This is a genomic window from bacterium (genome assembly GCA_024224155.1).
In the GTDB taxonomy this organism is placed as follows: Bacteria; Acidobacteriota; Thermoanaerobaculia; order Multivoradales; family JAHEKO01; genus CALZIK01.
Genome location: JAAENP010000364.1, coordinates 1 through 17022 on the forward strand (window position 1 = coordinate 1; position 17022 = coordinate 17022).

General features: G+C 64.8%; 13 protein-coding genes and 1 tRNA gene. 5 read left to right on the plus strand and 9 right to left on the minus strand.

Annotated elements, in window-relative coordinates; all coding sequences use genetic code 11:
* From rho to GY769_18275, 7 genes are all read right to left on the minus strand, one after another.
* The coding region (gene rho, locus GY769_18245) for a transcription termination factor Rho (protein ID MCP4203863.1) at positions 1 to 300 on the minus strand (300 nt) is incomplete at its 3' end.
* Positions 293 to 916, minus strand: coding sequence for a YihA family ribosome biogenesis GTP-binding protein (locus tag GY769_18250; GenBank protein MCP4203864.1), 624 nt, complete (start codon positions 914 to 916; stop codon positions 293 to 295). The genes rho and GY769_18250, both read right to left, overlap by 8 nt.
* 138 nt (positions 917 to 1054) lie before the next feature.
* Positions 1055 to 3472 (minus strand): endopeptidase La, encoded by a 2418-nt coding sequence (lon, locus tag GY769_18255; protein MCP4203865.1) that lies wholly within the window; start codon positions 3470 to 3472, stop codon positions 1055 to 1057.
* Between the two features lie 48 nt (positions 3473 to 3520).
* The gene (gene clpX / locus GY769_18260; GenBank protein ID MCP4203866.1) at positions 3521 to 4756 is read right to left on the minus strand and encodes an ATP-dependent Clp protease ATP-binding subunit ClpX; all 1236 of its coding nucleotides are present in this window, start codon (positions 4754 to 4756) and stop codon (positions 3521 to 3523) included.
* Positions 4757 to 4897: 141 nt separating this feature from the next.
* Complete coding sequence (locus GY769_18265; protein MCP4203867.1) at positions 4898 to 5500, minus strand: ATP-dependent Clp protease proteolytic subunit; 603 nt, start codon at positions 5498 to 5500, stop codon at positions 4898 to 4900.
* Between the two features lie 20 nt (positions 5501 to 5520).
* Complete coding sequence (gene tig / locus GY769_18270) at positions 5521 to 6873, minus strand: trigger factor (protein ID MCP4203868.1); 1353 nt, start codon at positions 6871 to 6873, stop codon at positions 5521 to 5523.
* Positions 6874 to 6917: 44 nt separating this feature from the next.
* Positions 6918 to 7004 (minus strand) — tRNA-Leu (locus tag GY769_18275).
* A gap of 127 nt (positions 7005 to 7131) precedes the next feature.
* Here GY769_18275 and GY769_18280 point away from each other — a divergent pair.
* The 5 genes from GY769_18280 (at position 7132) to GY769_18300 (ending at position 14104) form a co-directional block, all read left to right on the plus strand.
* Positions 7132 to 8406 carry a hypothetical protein gene (locus tag GY769_18280; protein ID MCP4203869.1) on the plus strand — a complete coding sequence of 425 codons (1275 nt, stop codon included), beginning with the start codon at positions 7132 to 7134 and terminating at the stop codon, positions 8404 to 8406.
* Positions 8407 to 8455: 49 nt separating this feature from the next.
* Positions 8456 to 10228, plus strand: a complete 1773-nt coding sequence (locus GY769_18285; GenBank protein ID MCP4203870.1) for a hypothetical protein — start codon at positions 8456 to 8458, stop codon at positions 10226 to 10228.
* Between the two features lie 13 nt (positions 10229 to 10241).
* The gene (locus GY769_18290) at positions 10242 to 11555 is read left to right on the plus strand and encodes a hypothetical protein (GenBank protein MCP4203871.1); all 1314 of its coding nucleotides are present in this window, start codon (positions 10242 to 10244) and stop codon (positions 11553 to 11555) included.
* A gap of 196 nt (positions 11556 to 11751) precedes the next feature.
* Positions 11752 to 13500 carry a protein kinase gene (locus GY769_18295; GenBank protein ID MCP4203872.1) on the plus strand — a complete coding sequence of 583 codons (1749 nt, stop codon included), beginning with the start codon at positions 11752 to 11754 and terminating at the stop codon, positions 13498 to 13500.
* A 340-nt stretch (positions 13501 to 13840) separates the two neighbouring features.
* On the plus strand, positions 13841 to 14104 hold the full coding sequence (locus GY769_18300; protein MCP4203873.1) for an FHA domain-containing protein: 264 nt from the start codon (positions 13841 to 13843) through the stop codon (positions 14102 to 14104).
* 11 nt (positions 14105 to 14115) lie between these two features.
* Here the strand turns inward: GY769_18300 and GY769_18305 are convergent, their stop codons facing one another.
* Positions 14116 to 16251: a hypothetical protein gene (locus tag GY769_18305; protein ID MCP4203874.1), complete on the minus strand. Its 2136-nt coding sequence runs from the start codon at positions 16249 to 16251 to the stop codon at positions 14116 to 14118.
* Positions 16241 to 16915 carry a DUF4198 domain-containing protein gene (locus GY769_18310; protein MCP4203875.1) on the minus strand — a complete coding sequence of 225 codons (675 nt, stop codon included), beginning with the start codon at positions 16913 to 16915 and terminating at the stop codon, positions 16241 to 16243. The genes GY769_18305 and GY769_18310 overlap by 11 nt, the downstream gene beginning before the upstream one ends.
* Positions 16916 to 17022 lie beyond the last annotated feature (107 nt).

A 17022-nucleotide genomic window follows, 5' to 3' on the forward strand; every position in this document is an offset into this window, starting at 1 on the left:
AAAGTGCCTGAGCGGAGCGGAAAGATAGTTGTAGTCGTGCGGGCGTATGAGCTCGTATCCCCCGGGCCGGGATACGATAACGGTCCGCGCGACCTTCAGGCCGCTCGTGTCGGTTGGCGCATGAAGCATCTTGAAGATCAGCTCCTGTTTGCGAAGCGAGGTCGCGCCGTCGACGTTGAGCTCGACAGCGATCTTGGTGAGCTCGGCGCTCTTCATCTCTTTCAGCGTACGGATGTCGAGCGCGTCCTTGGCCTCGCGTACCCGGCGAACCGAGCTTTCCTGCTGTGCGGGTTCAGTCATGGTCGTCCCCTTGGTTGTCTCCTCGGCTATCGAATGAGCCGAGGTATTGTTCGATGGATCTCCAGATCTGTTTCGAGCCCTCGCCGCTTGGAGCCGCGAAGGGAATGATCACCGAGTCGAGTAGCCCCAGGTCTCGCTGGATCGAGCCCAGCGTAGCTTGGAGCTTGCCCTTCTTGACCCGGTCCGCCTTGGTCGCGACCACGATCGGGTCGACGCCAACGGACCGTAAGTACTCGGCGCTCTGCTGATCGAGCTCGGTTGCGCCGACCTTGGCGTCGACGAGCTGAATGACCATCGCCTTCCCGGATGCCATCTCGAAATAGCTCGCCATCAGATTCGCCCAGCTCTGTCTTTCCGTCTTCGAGACCCTTGCGTAGCCATATCCGGGGAGATCGACGAAATAGAAACTCGAGTTGATTTCGAAGTAGTTGATGGCTCGCGTTCTACCTGGTGTCGAGCTGATGCGCGCCAAACCGTGCCGGCCCACCAGCCTGTTCAGAAGTGTCGACTTGCCGACGTTCGAACGGCCGACGAACGCAACTTGCGGACGGGCGTCGTCCAGGAAATCTCCCGGTCGAACAACCGAACATAGGTATTGAGCACTCTTGACCTTCACTCTCTCCACCGCACCCGGGTTCAAAGGAACCGCCCCTCCCTCCCGAATCCCCACCCGGCGGATGCCGGATGAACAACTTTTGATAATGCTTGTGACTAAGCGGGATGGGCCGCTGGAAGAGCGACCCGGCGGCGGCCGCTAGTGGGCCACCGACCCCGGCTTGGGATCCGCCGGGGTCTTTTCCAAGCTCGCTTCCGTTCCCGGCAGCGAGCGAATCTCACCGTCCAAGGCCAATGCCAGGACCTCGTCCATGGTCTCGACCAAATGGAGTTCCAAATCTGCCCGAACCTCATCCGGAATCTCGTCCAGATCTCGCTCGTTCTCCTTGGGCAGGATCACTTCTTTGATGTCGGCCCGATAGGCCGCGAGCAGCTTGTGCTTGACGCCGCCGATCGGCAGCACCTTGCCACGCAGGGTGATCTCGCCGGTCATCGCCAGGTTCTTGCGGACCGGCAAGCCGGTCGCCGCCGAAACCAGAGCGGTTGCCATGGTGATACCCGCGGACGGTCCGTCCTTGGGAATCGCGCCCTCGGGCACGTGAATGTGGAGATCCCTGCCCTCATTGAACTCGGGATCGACGCCCAGAAGATCCGCCCGGCTGCGCAGGTAGGAGACCGCGGCTCGGGCGCTCTCCTGCATCACCTCACCGAGCTTTCCGGTGAGGATCAGCTTGCCGCGGCCCTTCATCAGACCGACTTCGGTCTCGAGCAACTCGCCGCCGGCTTCGGTCCAGGCCAGCCCCATGGAGACTCCGACTTCGGGCTTCTCGCCCATCTTATAACGGCGGAACTTCTCCTTGCCCAGGTACTCGATCACGGCCTCGGCGTCGATCTTGGCCTTGCCCTTTCTCTTCTTCTGGACGATCGCGCGCGCCACCTTGCGGCAGACCTTGGCGATCTGGCGCTCGAGGTTCCGGACGCCGGCTTCGCGCGTGTAGCTCTCGATCAACTTGCGCAGACCGTCTTCCCGATACTCGATTTTGCCCTTGCTCAAACCGTGAGCCTTGTTCTGCTTGGGAATCAGGAACCCCTCGGCAATCGCGAGCTTCTCGGTCATGGTGTAGCCGGAGAGCTGGATCATCTCCATCCGGTCCTTGAGCGCAGGGGGAATCGTGTGGCTGACGTTGGCCGTTGCGATAAACATGACCTTCGAGAGATCGAACTCGGCGTCCAGGTAGTGATCCTTGAAGGCGTTGTTCTGCTCCGGATCGAGAACTTCCATCAGAGCCGACGACGGGTCGCCGCGAAAGTCGGTCGACATTTTGTCGATCTCATCGAGCAGGAAGACCGGATTCACGGTTCCGGCCTTGCGCATCATCTGGATGATCTGGCCCGGAAAGGCGCCAATGTAGGTGCGCCGGTGGCCACGAATCTCGGCCTCGTCTCGAACCCCGCCGAGAGACAGACGAACGAACTTCCTGCCCATCGCGCGCGCGATCGATTTGGCGAGCGACGATTTCCCCACGCCAGGTGGGCCCACGAAACAGATGATCGAGCTCTGGGTCTGGTTCGCCAGCTGCCTGACCGCCAGGAACTCCAGAATGCGCTCTTTGACCTCGTCGAGGCCGAAGTGGTCCTGATCCAGGATCTTCTGCGCCCGGTCGAGGTCTTTGATCTCCCGGCTCTTCTTCTTCCAGGGAACGCTCACTAGCCAGTCGATGTAGTTTCGCGAAACCGTAGCCTCCGCCGAAACCGGGGGCATCGACTCGAGGCGCTTGAGCTCTTGCTCGGCTTTCTCCTGAACCTCTTTCGGAAGGCCGGAGCTCTCGATCTTTTCCTTGAGCTCGGCCATCTCGTCGTTCTTGTCGTCGGTACGGCCCAACTCGTTATGGATGGCCTTGATCTTCTCGTTGAGGTAGTACTCCTTCTGGGCCTTCTCCATCTGCTTCTTGACTTTGACGTTGATGCGCTTGTCGATGTTGACCTTCTCGACTTCGACGTCCAGCAGATCATGAAGGTGCTGCAGGCGCTCGTAGGGGCTCAACAGCTCGAGCAGCTCCTGCTTCTCCGAGGTCGAAACCAGGAGGTGCGCGGCCAGTTGGTCCGCGAAACGATCGGGCTCGTCGGTCTTGATCGTCGAGGCCAGGCCCTCGAAGGCCAGGTGCTGGGACATCTTGGCGTATTGCTCGAAGACGTTGAGCACCCGCGCCATGTACTTCTCCAGCCCCTCGTCGACCTCCAGATCGACCTCGAAAACCTCGACCGTGGCCGTAAACGCTCCTTCTTCCTCGTGCAGCTCCAAGAGCTCGACACGCTGCACACCTTCGACCATCACCTTGACGTTGCCGTTCGGCAGGCGCAGGTTCTGGACGATACGGGCGACGACACCGATCTTGTGCATGTCCTCCTGCCCGGGATCGTCGACCTTGGGGTCCTTCTGGGCGATCAGAAAGATCTTGCGATCACCTCGCGCCAAGCTCTGCTCGAGAGCATGGACCGAACCCGCGCGCCCGACGATGAACGGCGCCATCATGTGCGGGAAGACGACCATGTCTCGCAGAGGAACCGAAGGCAGACTCTCGCGCTTGGTCTTGATGAAGCTCGGCCTGTGGCTCATGCCTTTCTCTTTTGCTAATGGTTAGTTACGGCCCACGGGCGATACCCGCTAGACCGCTTTTTTGAGGGGAACCGGCTGCACCCGGTCAAGAACCGTCTCCTTGGTGATCATCACCTCGGAAATGTCCTCTTGTGAGGGGATAGTGTACATCAAGTCGAGCATCAGCTCTTCAAGGATGATGCGCAGCCCTCGCGCGCCCACGTTTCGCTTCTGAGCCTCGCTGGCGACCGCCGCAAGTGCGCCATCCGTGAAGTTGAGCTCGACGTCCTCGAGCTCAAGCATCGTCTGGTACTGCCTGACCAGGCTGTTCTTGGGCTCACGAAGAATGCGTACGAGGTCTTCCTCGCTCAGCTCGTTGAGCGTCGAAACCACCGGCAGGCGGCCGACGAACTCGGGAATCAGCCCGAACTTGATCAAGTCGCCGGGGGCGACGTGCTCGAGAAGCGCACTCGAACGGCGCTCCTTCTCGGTCTTGACCTCGGCTCCGAAGCCAAGCGTCTTCTCATTGATCCGCGCCGCGATCTGTTCGTCGAGACCGACAAACGCCCCGCCGCAGATGAACAAGATATTGGTCGTATCGATCTGCAGAAACTCCTGATGCGGGTGTTTGCGGCCGCCCTGCGGCGGGACATTGCATTGCGTCCCCTCGAGGATCTTGAGGAGCGCCTGCTGCACACCCTCGCCGGAGACGTCTCGCGTGATCGACGGGTTGTCGCCCTTGCGGGCGATCTTGTCGACCTCGTCGATATAGACGATGCCGCGCTGGGTCTTTTCCTTGTCGTTCCCCGACGCCTGGTAGAGCTTGAGAATGATGTTCTCGACATCCTCGCCGACGTAGCCGGCTTCGGTCAGGGTGGTGGCGTCGGCGATCGTGAAGGGCACCGAGAGCAGTCGAGCCAGGGTCTGGGCGAGCAGGGTCTTACCGGTACCGGTCGGTCCGATCAGAAGGATGTTGGACTTCTGTAGCTCGACCTCACCGCGGGCCTTCTCGGCGAACTCGATGCGCTTGTAGTGGTTGTAGACCGCGACCGCGAGCTTCTTTTTTGCCTGCTGCTGACCGATGACGTAGTCCTCGAGGAAGGCCTTGATCTCCTTGGGCTTGGGAAGATCCGTCTCTTGCTGCTGTTCCAGCATCCGGTCTTCGGCGATGATGTCCAGACAGATGTCGACACATTCGTCGCAGATGAAGACGGTCGGGCCGGCGATGAGTTTCTTGACCTCGCGCTGGCTCTTGTTGCAGAAGGAGCACCTCAGCGCTTCATCGCCATTTTCTTTTTTCGGCATCTATCCTCCACCCAGTCGGACCGGCTCCACGCCGTACCTCTCGTAGCTTAGAACAGGAGATCGCGGTTGATGTATTCCGCCAATGAAGTACTCCTCAGGAACTCTGGCCGGAAACCTTACGACAATCATACCAGACCGTCTTCAGCTCTTGGCCGCCTCGATGGGGCGCCTCGTCATCACCTGGTCGGCCAGGCCGTACTCCACGGCCGCCTCTGCGGTCAGGATCTTGTCGCGCTCGGTATCGCCATGCACTTCTTCTTGCGATTTCCCGGTGTGGTGCGCGAGCAGCTCATCGATTCGTTCGCGCATGCGCATAAGGTCTTTGGCATGAATGTCGATGTCGGTCTGCTGCCCCTGGAGACCGTAGAGAAGCGGCTGATGGATGAGGACCCGGCTGTTGGGTAGCACCGATCGCTTGCCCTTGGTGCCACCGGCCAGAAGAATCGCGGCCATGGATGCGGCCTGGCCGACGCACAGGGTCGCGACATCCGGCTTGATGTACTGCATGGTGTCGTAGATGGCGAAGCCGGAAGTCACCGAGCCGCCTGGCGAGTTGATGTAGAGCGACAGGTCTTTCTCGGGGTTCTCGGCCTCGAGAAACAGCATCTGGGCGATCACCAGGTTGGCAACATCATCGTCGATCGTGCGGCCGATAAAGATAATGCCGTCCTTGAGCAGGCGCGAATAGATATCGTAGGCGCGCTCACCCCGGTTGGTCGACTCGACTACCATCGGTACTAACATCGAAAACTTCTCCTGTTGCTTTACGAATCTTCGGTCTCTGCTTCAGGCTCGGCGTCAGGCCCGGTCTCGGCCTCGAGCTCGCCCAGCAGGCTTTTGATTGTCTTGTCACGCAGAAGCTGGCCTCTGAGCTCGGTCAGCCGCCCGGAACGGTCGAGCTCCTGGCGCAGCAGTCCCGAGGAGCGCCCCTGCGATCTCGCGATGTCCGCGAGCGCGCCCTCGAGCTCCTCTTCCTCGATCGCGAGCTCGAGTTTCTTGGCCGCGGCGTCCAGAACCAGCCGAGCCCGAACCCGCTTCTCGGCCTGGGGCCCGAGCTCCTCGCCCATCTTCTGCCAGTCGATCCCGGCGTTCTCGACGTCCAGGCCCTGCTGAGCCAGGCTTCCGGCGTACTCTCTCAACATCTCCTGAGTCTCTTCGACAACCACACGCTTGGGCAGCTCGAACGGGTGACGCTCGCACAGCTGCTCGATCAGAGCGCCGCGCCGACCGCGCTCATAGTCTTCCCTGCCGACCTTGGCGAGATTGTCCCGCACGCCCTTGCGCATGTCCGCCAGGTCGTCGAAATTGCCGTACTTTTCGGCAAAGGCATCGTCCAGAGGCGCCAGCTCGCGCTCTTCCACGGATTCGACGCGAAACTCGAACTCCTTCTTTTCGACCTCCGCTCCCTCGAGGAACTCGCGCTCGAACTCCCCCCTCTGCCCCGCGCTCAATCCGGTCACCGCCAGAGACAGCTCTTCCCAGACCTGGGAATCTCCGACCTCGAAGGTGCTCTTCTGCGGCTCGGCTTCGGCCTCCTCGGTGCTGTCGGCGCCAGCGGCGCTGTCGGAGCCAGCGGAGCCAGCCGAGCCGGCCGCCTTGGATTCGGCGATCTCGACCCGGACCCGGTCACCGCGAGCCGCCGGCCGTTCCGCGCTCTTCCAGTCGGCAACGCTCCGGCGCAGATCCTCGAGAGCCTTGTCGACATCCTGGTCGGTGACCTCCTTCGGCTCGTCGGGAAAGTCGAAGCTGTCGAGATTGCCGAGCTCGAACTCCGGCCTCAAGTCGACCGTCGCGACGAACGTCAGCTCGGACCCGAACTCGAAGTCCACGGCACCCAACTGCGGAGCCACGAGCGGATCGAGCTCGCTCTCCGCCTCGGCCTGCTTCCAGTAGCGCGGCACGAGCCGCTCCACGACGTCCTTCTCGATGTCGTCGCTGAACCGCTGCAAGACCAGTGACGTCGGCACCTTGCCCTTGCGAAAGCCCGGGATCTTGGCGTGCTTGCGGTACTCCGCGGTCACGCGGTCGGTCTCGGCCTCGACGGCTGGCGCGGGCACGGCCACTTTGACCTGCTTCTGGCTGCCGCCAAGGTCCTCGATGGAAACCACTACGCTCATTGTCAAAACTCTCGGTCGGTAAGAAGGATCGGGGCTCTTGAATCTGGTGCGAAAGGGGGGACTCGAACCCCCACCCCGATTACGGGACTAGATCCTAAGTCTAGCGCGTCTACCAATTCCGCCACTTTCGCTGGGATCAGCCGGCCGGGCCGGCGGGGAAGGTCACTCTAGTCCAATCGGATTTGAAAACAAAGGCTGACGGGTAGTCGGTCCTTTCGCGTCGTTCATCTGGCGTCTCCGTATACTAAGAGGCCCAACATGCCCCAACTGTTCGAATCAAAAAGACACTCGCGAGCGCCACTCATCGGCCTGGTGGTACTCGGCACGATTGCCGCGGGCTGGTCTCGACCTTCGCCGGCCTTGGCCCAGGGCTGGACCGTGCTCGGGCCCATGCCGGTTGCCAACTCGGAATTCGACGCCGCGCGCATCGGCGACCACGTCTACACCGTCGGCGGCATCAACGATCCGCGCGCCGACGAGCTCTGGCGCTACACGCCGGCCTCGGACACCTGGCGGCGGATGGCGGGGCTTCCGGAGCACAGCCACCACACGGGAGTCGCCGTTCTGGGCGGCAGGCTCTACGCCGTCGGCGGCTCGGGATCGGAGGAGAGACTTCAGATCTACGATCCGAACACCGATACCTGGTCACAGGGCGACGAGCTGCCGACACCTCGTACCGCCATGGCCGTGGCGGTAGTGGGCGGCAAGCTCCACGCGATCGGCGGCGCGGCGAATATCTTCTTCGGCGGCGCGCAGCCGACGCACGAGGTCTACGACCCGGAACGCGACCGCTGGACGGCGGCGGCCGGGCTGCCGATCGCCACCGAACACGTAAAGGCCGAGGTCGTTGGCGGCCGGATCTACGTCATTTCGGGCCGTGACAACGCGGTCAACCGCGGCGTCCTGCAGATCTACGATCCCGCCACCGACAGCTGGAGTGAGGGCGCGCGCCTGCCCGAGGCCACCAGCGGCATGGCGACCGGCGTGGTCGACGACAAGATCTACGTCTTCGGCGGCGAGAATCTGGAAAGCCAAGCGGTGGTGGACAAGACCCAGCTCTATGATCCGAGCACCGACACCTGGACCACCGCCGAGGAGCCGCCGCTACCCACTCACGGCAACGCCGGTGCGACCTTCGGCAACTCGATCTTCATCTTCGGTGGCGCTCCCGTCGCCGGCAGCGCGCAGGGCTCGGACTTCGTCGGCCGCTACGACCCGCCCGGCGCTCCGGCCCTGGAACCCGGTGCCCTCCAGGCGCCGCGCAAGCTCAAGGTGAAGGTGCTCTCGGGCAGCGAGGCCCGTCTCAAGTGGAGATTCCGTTTCAAGAAGTCCGACGCCGACACCCTCGAGATCGAAGTCCGGCGAACAGGCAGGAGAAGATTCAAGCAGGTCGCCGCCGTTCCGACCAACCTCCGAAAGATCGTCCTCGAGGGCCTCGAGCCCGGCAGGACCTACGACTTCCGTCTGCGCGCGTCCGGCCCCTCGGGCCCGTCCTCGTATTCGAACGAGAGAACCGCGACCACGCTCGACTGACTCGCGCGTTCCCCAACCTTCTGGCACCCCTATTGAAAGCCTGGTGAGCGTGACCGGAACCAGCTTGGCTCACCCAATAGGCATGGGCTTTCTGGCCCTCGCGCTCGCGGGCAACGTGTCAGCCACGGAGGACGGCGTCTCCTTCTTCGCGGACGTCCGCAAGGCCTATTCGGAGCGGGCCTCCTATTCCGACGTCGGCCAGATCGAGATCATCGAAGAGATCGACGGTATCGAAGAATCGCGCGTTCATTTCTTCGAGACGGCCACCACTCGAGATGCCGGCATGGTGTGGCGGGCGCTGATGGAATCCGATCGGGGCTTCGAAGAACGTGTCGTCTGGCTCGCCGGAGATTCGGTGATGGTCTACGACGGTGGCCTCTGGCAGGCCAAGCCGGTGCGGTCCATCGCCAAGGGCATCGAGGACATCCTCGGGGCCGGGATCGGCCAGGCTCTGGTCGTTCCCTCCCTGCTCGAGCTCGGCGTCGGCTCGCAGGCCCTCGATGCGCTGGCCATGTCCGCTTCCGTGGGCGAACCGGAGCCGTGCTTCGACGATCGGGAATGTCGGCAGCTGTCCGCACCCTTGACCGCGAACGGCGAGATTCGCCTCAGGGTCGAAACCGGTACGTTCTGGATCCACGACGTCGAGGTCATCGTACGCGATCCTGCCCCGACAGCCGATGCCGCCCGGGCGGCTCCCGGCGCCGCCACCGGGCCGAAGACCACCACCGTCCGGGTGAGCCATTCCGAGGCGGCCTTCGAGGACACCGAAATCGAGAACCGAGTCGCGTTCTCACCACCGACCGCGACCCGGGAGGTCACCGAATGGGAGCCAGGCGAGACCGGGGCACCGGATGCCTTCGACCCGCAGAGAGGCTTCTATGACGTCATCACGATCGATGTTTTCACGGTCGTGGCGCGCATCGTCACCGACTCCGGCTACCCATTGCTGGACCTCGAGCCGGGCGACCTGATCGCCACGATCGGCGATCAGGAGCTCCCGGTCACTGCGCTCGACTGGTACGGGGTGACCCGAGGACCCGAGGCCGAGCCGGAGCCCGCCGATCGGGAGATCGAGCCCCTACCCCTGCCCGCGGAGCCCCGAGACCAGCCGGATGCGGAGGGGAGGCTGGTGCTGATCTTCCTGCAGAACGACTTCGAGCCCACGCGCGTCAAGGGCATGATGAAGCTCTTTCCGGGCCTGCGCGAGCTGGTCGACGGCCTCGATCCCGCAGATCGAGTCGCGGTTCTGTCCTACTTCGGGCACCTCAAGCTCTGGCAGGACTTCACCACCGACCGCACCGCCGTCAAGGCGAGCCTCGAGCGAGCGTTCTACCCCGGAGCGAAGCCCGACACCGCCATCCCCAGTCCCGGCGTATCGCTGCTCGACTACTTCGACGAAGAAGGGGCTCGCGACGTCGCCAGCTCGGTGGAAGCGCTGCACTTCACCTCCGACGCCCTCGCCCCGATCCCGAGCGAGAAGGACATCATCTTCTTCGGTTACGGCCTCGAGGGTGGTGGCGTGAGGCCCATGCTCAGGGCATTGCAGGCGGCGCGTGCCACGACCTTCGTCATCGACACCACGCAGGCCGACTTCCATACTCTTGGTGGCGGCCTGATGACCATGGCCCAGGCGACCGGCGGCACCTATGAGTCGAGCTACCACTTCGCCAATCAAGCGCTGCACAAGATGGAGCGCACCCTCACCGGGCACTACGTGATCACGATCGATCGCAGCGAAACGCCCGAGGTTCGAGGCCCGCTCAGGATTCGGCTGCGAGACAAGAAGGGAACCGTCCTGATGGCGCCGAGCGGACTGCGTTAGCGAGGTCTTTCGATTGCCGTCGAACGTCATCGTCTTCGTCTCCCTGTTTCTCGGCATCGTCACCGGCCAGCAAACGGTCGGTGTGGCGGTGTCCGAGGACGTCGCCGCCGTCCGGATTCTGGTCGACGGCGCGCTCGTCGCGGAGATGCGCGAGGCGCCCTGGCGAACCACCCACGATTTCGGTCCGGAGCTGACGACTCGTGAGCTCACCGCGATCGCGCTCGACGACACCGGGCGAGAGATCGGCCGCACGGCCCAGCACCTCAACGTGCCCCGAGCCCGCGTCGAAACCGAGGTGCTTCTCGAGGAGTGGGTTGGTGGCAGTCCCACCGTCGCCCGCCTGGTGTGGCACTCCGCCGAAGCCCTCGAGCCGGAGCGGTTGTCGGTTGCGCTCGACAATGTCTCCCTGCACGCATCCGACCCGGACCGGATCGAGCTACCGGAGCTGGATCCGGGCGAGCTCCATTTCATCACCGCCGAGATCTTCTTCCCGAACCGGAACGTAGCGTCGGCAGAGGTAGTCTTCGGAGGAGCCTACGGTGCCTCGGTCGAAACCGAGCTCACCGCCGTCCCGCTGGTTGCCCCCAGACGCAGAGTGCGTTCGATCGCGGCGACCCGCGGCTGGCTGCGCCACGTCGATGGCTCGGAGCTGCCGGTCGTGGCTGTTGATGACGGTCCGGCCGAGATCGCCGTGGTCCGAGAGGACGGAGCCATGCTGCCCCTCGCCCACATCGATCTCACGATGCGCGAGGCGCGCGGCTTCAACTACAAGATCCTGCGCCTCAACCGGCGTGACCGCGTGCGCTTCGTCTCGACCAGGCCCTCGAGTGCCCTCCACCCGACAATTCGCTATGACGTCTTCCCCATCTCACGCGCCTACGGCCCACAGGACGGCCCGCTGCCCGGACTTCTCGGGAACGTGCTGTTCAAGGGCGACAACACGCCGTCTCAGAGACTCACCGACGCCGTCGCGATCGCCGGGCGCTACGTGGTCGAGAGCCAGAAGCGGCGGGCCGTGCTGGTCGTTACCAGAGACTGCGCCAATGTCAGCGGCCAGTACAGCGCGGAAGCGGTGCGCAACTACCTGGCGGAGCTCCATGTGCCGCTGCGAGTCTGGCAGATAGCGCGCGTTCGACGCGCGAACCGCGAGTCGGGGCTCTGCAAGTCCGCCGAGGAGATCTACGGCGCCAAAAACTACGCCGGAGCCGTTCGCCGCCTGCGCACGGATCTGGAAGATCAACAGCTCGTATGGGTGCGGGGACGGCCGTTGCCCAGAGAGATCACCCTGACCGCGGCCGTACGCGGAGTTCGTCTGGCCGGGAACTGAAGAACCGCCTGATTCTACCTGGTCATTCCCGCCAGCGCCGAGGCCGGAATTCGTAATATTCCGGCCGTTAGTGGCGCAGATCACAGCAAGAATCGCATAGACGGAGGAAGCTTGCAGGAGCCCGAGGCTGACGGCCGGTCTGTCCCGAGTCCTATCGTAGCCGGCCGGCCGGCCGCGAGGCGGAATCGAGGAAACGATGATCCTCCGCAGAGTCCCCGACCAGATCGGCCGCTATCAAATCCTCTCCGAGCTGGGGCGCGGGTCAATGGGCGACGTCTACCTGGCGCTGGATCCCAACATCGAGCGGCGGATCGCGCTCAAGGTTCTGCTGCCGCTGCTCAAGGTCGGCGTCAAGGAGCAGGCCGAGCTGCGCCAGCGGTTCCTGGTCGAGGCGCGCGCCGCCGGTAAGCTCAAACACCCGGGCGTGGTCACGCTCTTCGACGCCGACACCGATCCCGACACCGGGCTGTCCTTTATCGCCATGGAGTGGGTCGACGGCCCCTCCCTACACGATGTCGTCCGCGAGTCGGGCACCCTGGCCATTCCACGAGCCGTCGAGATCTTCGAACAGGTGGCTCACGCTCTCGAGGCCGCCCACCAGGCGGATCTCGTGCATCGGGACATCAAGCCGGCCAACATCCTGCTCACGGCTACCGACGAGGCCAAGGTCACCGATTTCGGCATCGCAAAGCTGGCTTCCATGTCGATAACCGCTACCGGCTGGGTGCCCGGCTCGCCCTTTTACATGTCCCCGGAACAAGTGCGCGGGCAGGATATCGATGGCCGCTCAGACGTCTATTCCCTGGGAGTCTCGCTCTACCAGTGCCTCACCGGAGAGGTCCCCTTCCAGAGCGACTCGCTCGCCGGCGTGACCTACATGATCCTCGAAGTGGACCCACGCCCTCCGCAGCCCCTGAATCCAGACATTTCGGATCAGCTCGCCGCGGTCATGGGCAGAGCGATGGAAAAAGCCCCGAAAGACCGCTTCCAGAGCGCCCTCGAGTTCGCGGAGGCCCTGCGACGGGTCTCATCCGAGCCCCGGTGGGCGCCGGGGGCATCGGCCCACTCAATGAAAACCAGCGTGCCGACTCACCGGACGGGCACGGTCACGGCGAGAGAGCGCACGGCGACGGTGCGGCTCCAGGCGGCTGACCCCGAAGCCCCTTCGGCGGCCGCGGCGCACTACAGCGAGCCGGCCCCACCCAGCTCGAGACCGGTTTCACGGCTCACCCGCTACGCGCTGGCCGCGATCGGCCTGCTGCTGCTCTTTCTCGTCGGGCCAGCGCTACGAACGTCCGCGTCGCAGGATCAGCAAGCCGCGACCTTGCTGGTTGAAGCAACCGAGCCGTTCTCGTACGCTCATCCTCAGCCGGTGGATCCTCTTGATCCTCAGCGACCGGCGCTCGACGTCCCCGTCGAGCCGCCGCCCTTCACAGGTGCCGAAGAGGCAGCCCAGGCAGACAACCAGCCGGAGCCTCAGCGCGCTCCGACCAGGCGCAGCCTCGAGAGAGCGGCTCCGAAGCCCGCCACGGTCCCCGCGCCGGCTTCCCTGCCTCCCGCGCCGGCCGAGCCCGCCCCGGTGGAGCTTGCGAAGCCGGTCCAGGCTCCTGCGGTCAGAAGAGCCAATCTCGAGATCGTGTTCAAGAACCGTCTCAAGAACGCCGAGGTCTCGGTCTGGATCGATGAAGAGAAGATCTGGTCGCGAGCCGTGGCCGCGCCCAAGAGCGTGTTCAAGCGTGTCGTCGGACGCAACGTCTTCACGCTCATCCCTGTCGCGGAGGGCTCGCACGTGATCGACGTTCGCGTCATCGGCGTGGAAGGCAAGGTCGACGTGGTCCGCCGCGCCGAAGCGGAATTCGTGGCTGGAGAGACCAAGCGACTCAAGGTCGCCATGGTTCCGCCCAAGAAACTCAAGTTGTCGTGGGGCAAACAGAACAGTGGCTGAGATCCGATGCAGATCCTGCAGCGCAGCGGTTCCACTGCCCCCCGGTTCGGTCGGCTCCTGGGTCGTGGTGGAATGCGCCTTCTGCGGATCGCAGTTCGGGGCCACGGTGCCAGAGCCCACGGGATTCGAGACCATCTCCTATCAGCCAGCCTCGACCGAGAGCGCGGATGAATCGGTGGGTTCAGCCTCTGAACCGGGCTACGGCGTCGCGACCGCACGACCGTCGAGCGGGACCGCGCTCCTGATTCCCGGACAAGACCTGAAGGCGAAGCCTCAGCCTGAGCCGCCGAGGACCATCAGACGGGCGAACCTGGGCATAGAAGGGTCGCAGGGAGCCCACATGCCCTTGACCGGGCCCCGTACCGAGGTCGGCCGCAAGGGCGCCCACGTCGTCATCGCCGATCCGGCCCTGTCCGCCAGCCATTTCGCCATCGAGGCCAAAGGCGATAGCTTCTTCGTCCGCGACCTCGACAGCAGCAATGGCACTCGGCTCAACGGCCACAAGGTCCGATCGGCGCGGCTCAAGTCCGGCGACACCATCCACGCGGGGGAAACGACTTTCTCGTTTCGGATCGAGGAAGTGATTCCCTGGGACGATAGCTAGCCCAGCAGGCTCTAGCCCGGCAGCTCGACGGTCCACATTCCCCGCCCCAGGGTGGAGACCACCATGCGGTTGCGAGAAGCGTCGACGAGCACGTCCATGGCCGGGGCGTTGGGGAGCCCCTCGCCGTAGCGGCGCCAGGTCGTGCCCTCGTCGTCCGAGAGGTAGACCCCGGCGTCGGTGCCGGCGAAGAGATATCGAACGCCGCCGGCGAGGTGAACACCGATCGCGCTCACCGGAACGTCCGGCAGGTCGCCGGCTATGGACTCCCAGTTCGCGCCCCGGTCGAGGCTCCGCACGACCTTGCGGCCGCCAAAGCGCATGTCGGCCAGGTAGACCCGCTGGTCGTCCTCGGGGTCGACGCCGATCTGCCGCATGACACGCGGCCAGCCCCCGAGATCGGTGAGCGAACGGGTCCAGGAGACGCCGCCGTCCTCGCTCACGTGGGCACCGCCGTCACTGGTGGCGGCGTAGAGCACGTCGGCGTTCGACGGCGCGATCGCGAGCGATCGTATCGCCCAGGGCCGAGACGCCAGATCGGGACCGATCGGGTTCCAGGTAAAGCCGCCGTCGATGCTCTCGTACAGGCGTTGGGTGGCGTAGTAGAGGTGGCTCGAATCGTTCGGGGCGAACAGCATCGGCGCCTGAAACGCCGTGCGGTCGTTGGCGCCGATCGTGGCGCCCACATCGGTGAAGGTGACGCCGGCATTCGACGAGCGAAAGACATTGCCGACACCCTGGAACTGGACGAATTGGATCGAGGAATCTTCCGGATCGATCAGGCACCAGCCCCCGTCGCCGCCGAACACGCTGCGCCAGCGCTCACTGCCGCCCGACGGCAGGTCAGAGCGCAGATTGGTGCCGTTGTCCTGGGTGCCGCCGAGCACGACCTGCGGATCCGAAGAGTCGAGCGCGAGCCCGGGATAGAACTGGATCGTGCCCAGGCTCCGGTTACGGTTGATCCAGGTGCTGCCCAGGTCCGCCGTGCGGTGGACGCCGCCGTCGCTCGCCACCACCAGCCGGCCGGCGGCGTCGAAGGCGGCATCGTGTTGATCGACGTGCGGCGGCGTGACGTCGCGGTAGCTCGCGCCGCCGTCCGTCGATAAGAGCAGATTCAGGCCGCCGATCACGAACGTGTCGGGGTCCGTCGGGTGGACCGCGATCGTCGAGTAGTACTGGCCGCAGCACGACTGGGGGTTGCCGGGGTTGAGCAGCCGCCAGCTGTCGCCGCCGTCGTCGGAGCGCAGCACCCCGAAGGTGCTCGCGCCGCCGGGAGCGGAGCCGCCCGTGGTGTTTCGACTCGCGGGGCGCGCGACCAGGGCGTAGATCCGGTTTGGATCGGCAGGCGCCACCGCCAGCGAGATCCGGCCGATCGAACTACCGGCGGCTCCAATCGGCAGCCGGCTCCAGCTCTCGCCGCCGTTGGTCGATCGATAGATGCCGTTCTTCGAGTGGCCGAAGACACTGCCGAAGCTGGCGTAGATCCGCTTGGCGTTTTCGGGATCGAGGTCCACGTCGCTGGCCGGGATCTTGGGCAGTCCGCCGGTCAGGCGCTTCCACCTCTCGCCGCCGTCGAGCGAGCGGAAGATGCCCATGCGCCGGTTGCGCTTGGGGTGGCGGCGAGCGCCCTCATTGCCCTCGCGGGTACCGCCGGCTCGCGCCACCGCCGCCCAGACCACGTCGCCATCCGCGGGCGAGACGACCAGGCGCGAAAAGGTGCGACCGGCGAAGGTCTTGCCGGCCAGCACTCTCCAGCTACGACCCCGGTTGGTCGACTTGTAGAGGCCGAGCCCGTACAGGCTGTGGTACGCGTAGTTGGCCTCGCCCGAGCCCGCGTAGATCACCTTCTCGTTCGCCGGGTCGAGCGCCAGAGCACCGATGGCGAGCGTCGGCAGTCCGTCGGTCTTCGCCTTCCAGGAGCTACCGCCGTTCTTCGACCGCCATACGCCGCCCGAGGCCGCTCCCACCCAGTATTGGTTCCTTTTCTTGGCGCTGAGCGCGAGCGCCGACGCCCGCCCGGCCTGCTCCACATCCGTGATCGGCGCCGGCCCCAGGGCCCGCCACTGCTGGGCTTCGGCCGCGGACAGGCCGAGAACAAGCGCGGCCACCACCAGCGCGGCAACACGCAGCCGTTGCGCGCTACGGCACATCGAAAATCAACTCCGCGACCGCTCCGGCATGGCCGAAGCGCAGGGTCCAGCCACCGGCTGCTGGAATCGTGAGGGTCGCAATCCCGACGCCGTCGGCGGTGGCCTGGATCTCGACGCCGTCGGGACCGCGGCCGGAGATCACGCCGCCCCGCACGGCCTCACCCTGGTAATAGAGTCTCACCGGCAGATCGCTCCCGGGCTCCAGAGCCAGCGGGTTGAACAGCGGCCGGATCTCGATCCGGCTGCCGGTCTTGGCCGTCAGCAGTGCTCCCGCTCGCTGGCGCATGGCGGCTCCGGCACCCGCACGGCCTCCCTCCGGGCAGGCGGCGATCTTGGTGCACCGGGTCACCCGTTGCCATGAGTCCGACCGTCCCGCGGTCGCCGCCGGTCCCACGTCGACCTGCACGACCGAGCAGCCGGTCCTCGACAGAGACAGGTTCAGATGACCGGTCGCCGGGAGCCGCTCGGGGTCGACGGCCTTCTGGCCACTCGCGGATCGCACCTGAAGGCGGCCGACGTTGATCTCTCGCCACGACTCCCCGAGCTCGGCCGGCAGGCTCAGCCGGTGGGTCCCGCCCTGGAGCCTCTCGAGCCGCAGCGATTCCGCCCCGGCCGCGGTCGCCAGCGCCAGGAGGAAAACAAGCCACGTGAAGAGTGCGCGCACCGCTCGGGTCCCAAGTTCAGTCTAGCAGGCGGTCGACGAACTCGAACCCTCCCGTTTCTCCGCCCCGACCCACCCGGCCGGGAAAAACTCCCTGCTCCATATGCAGC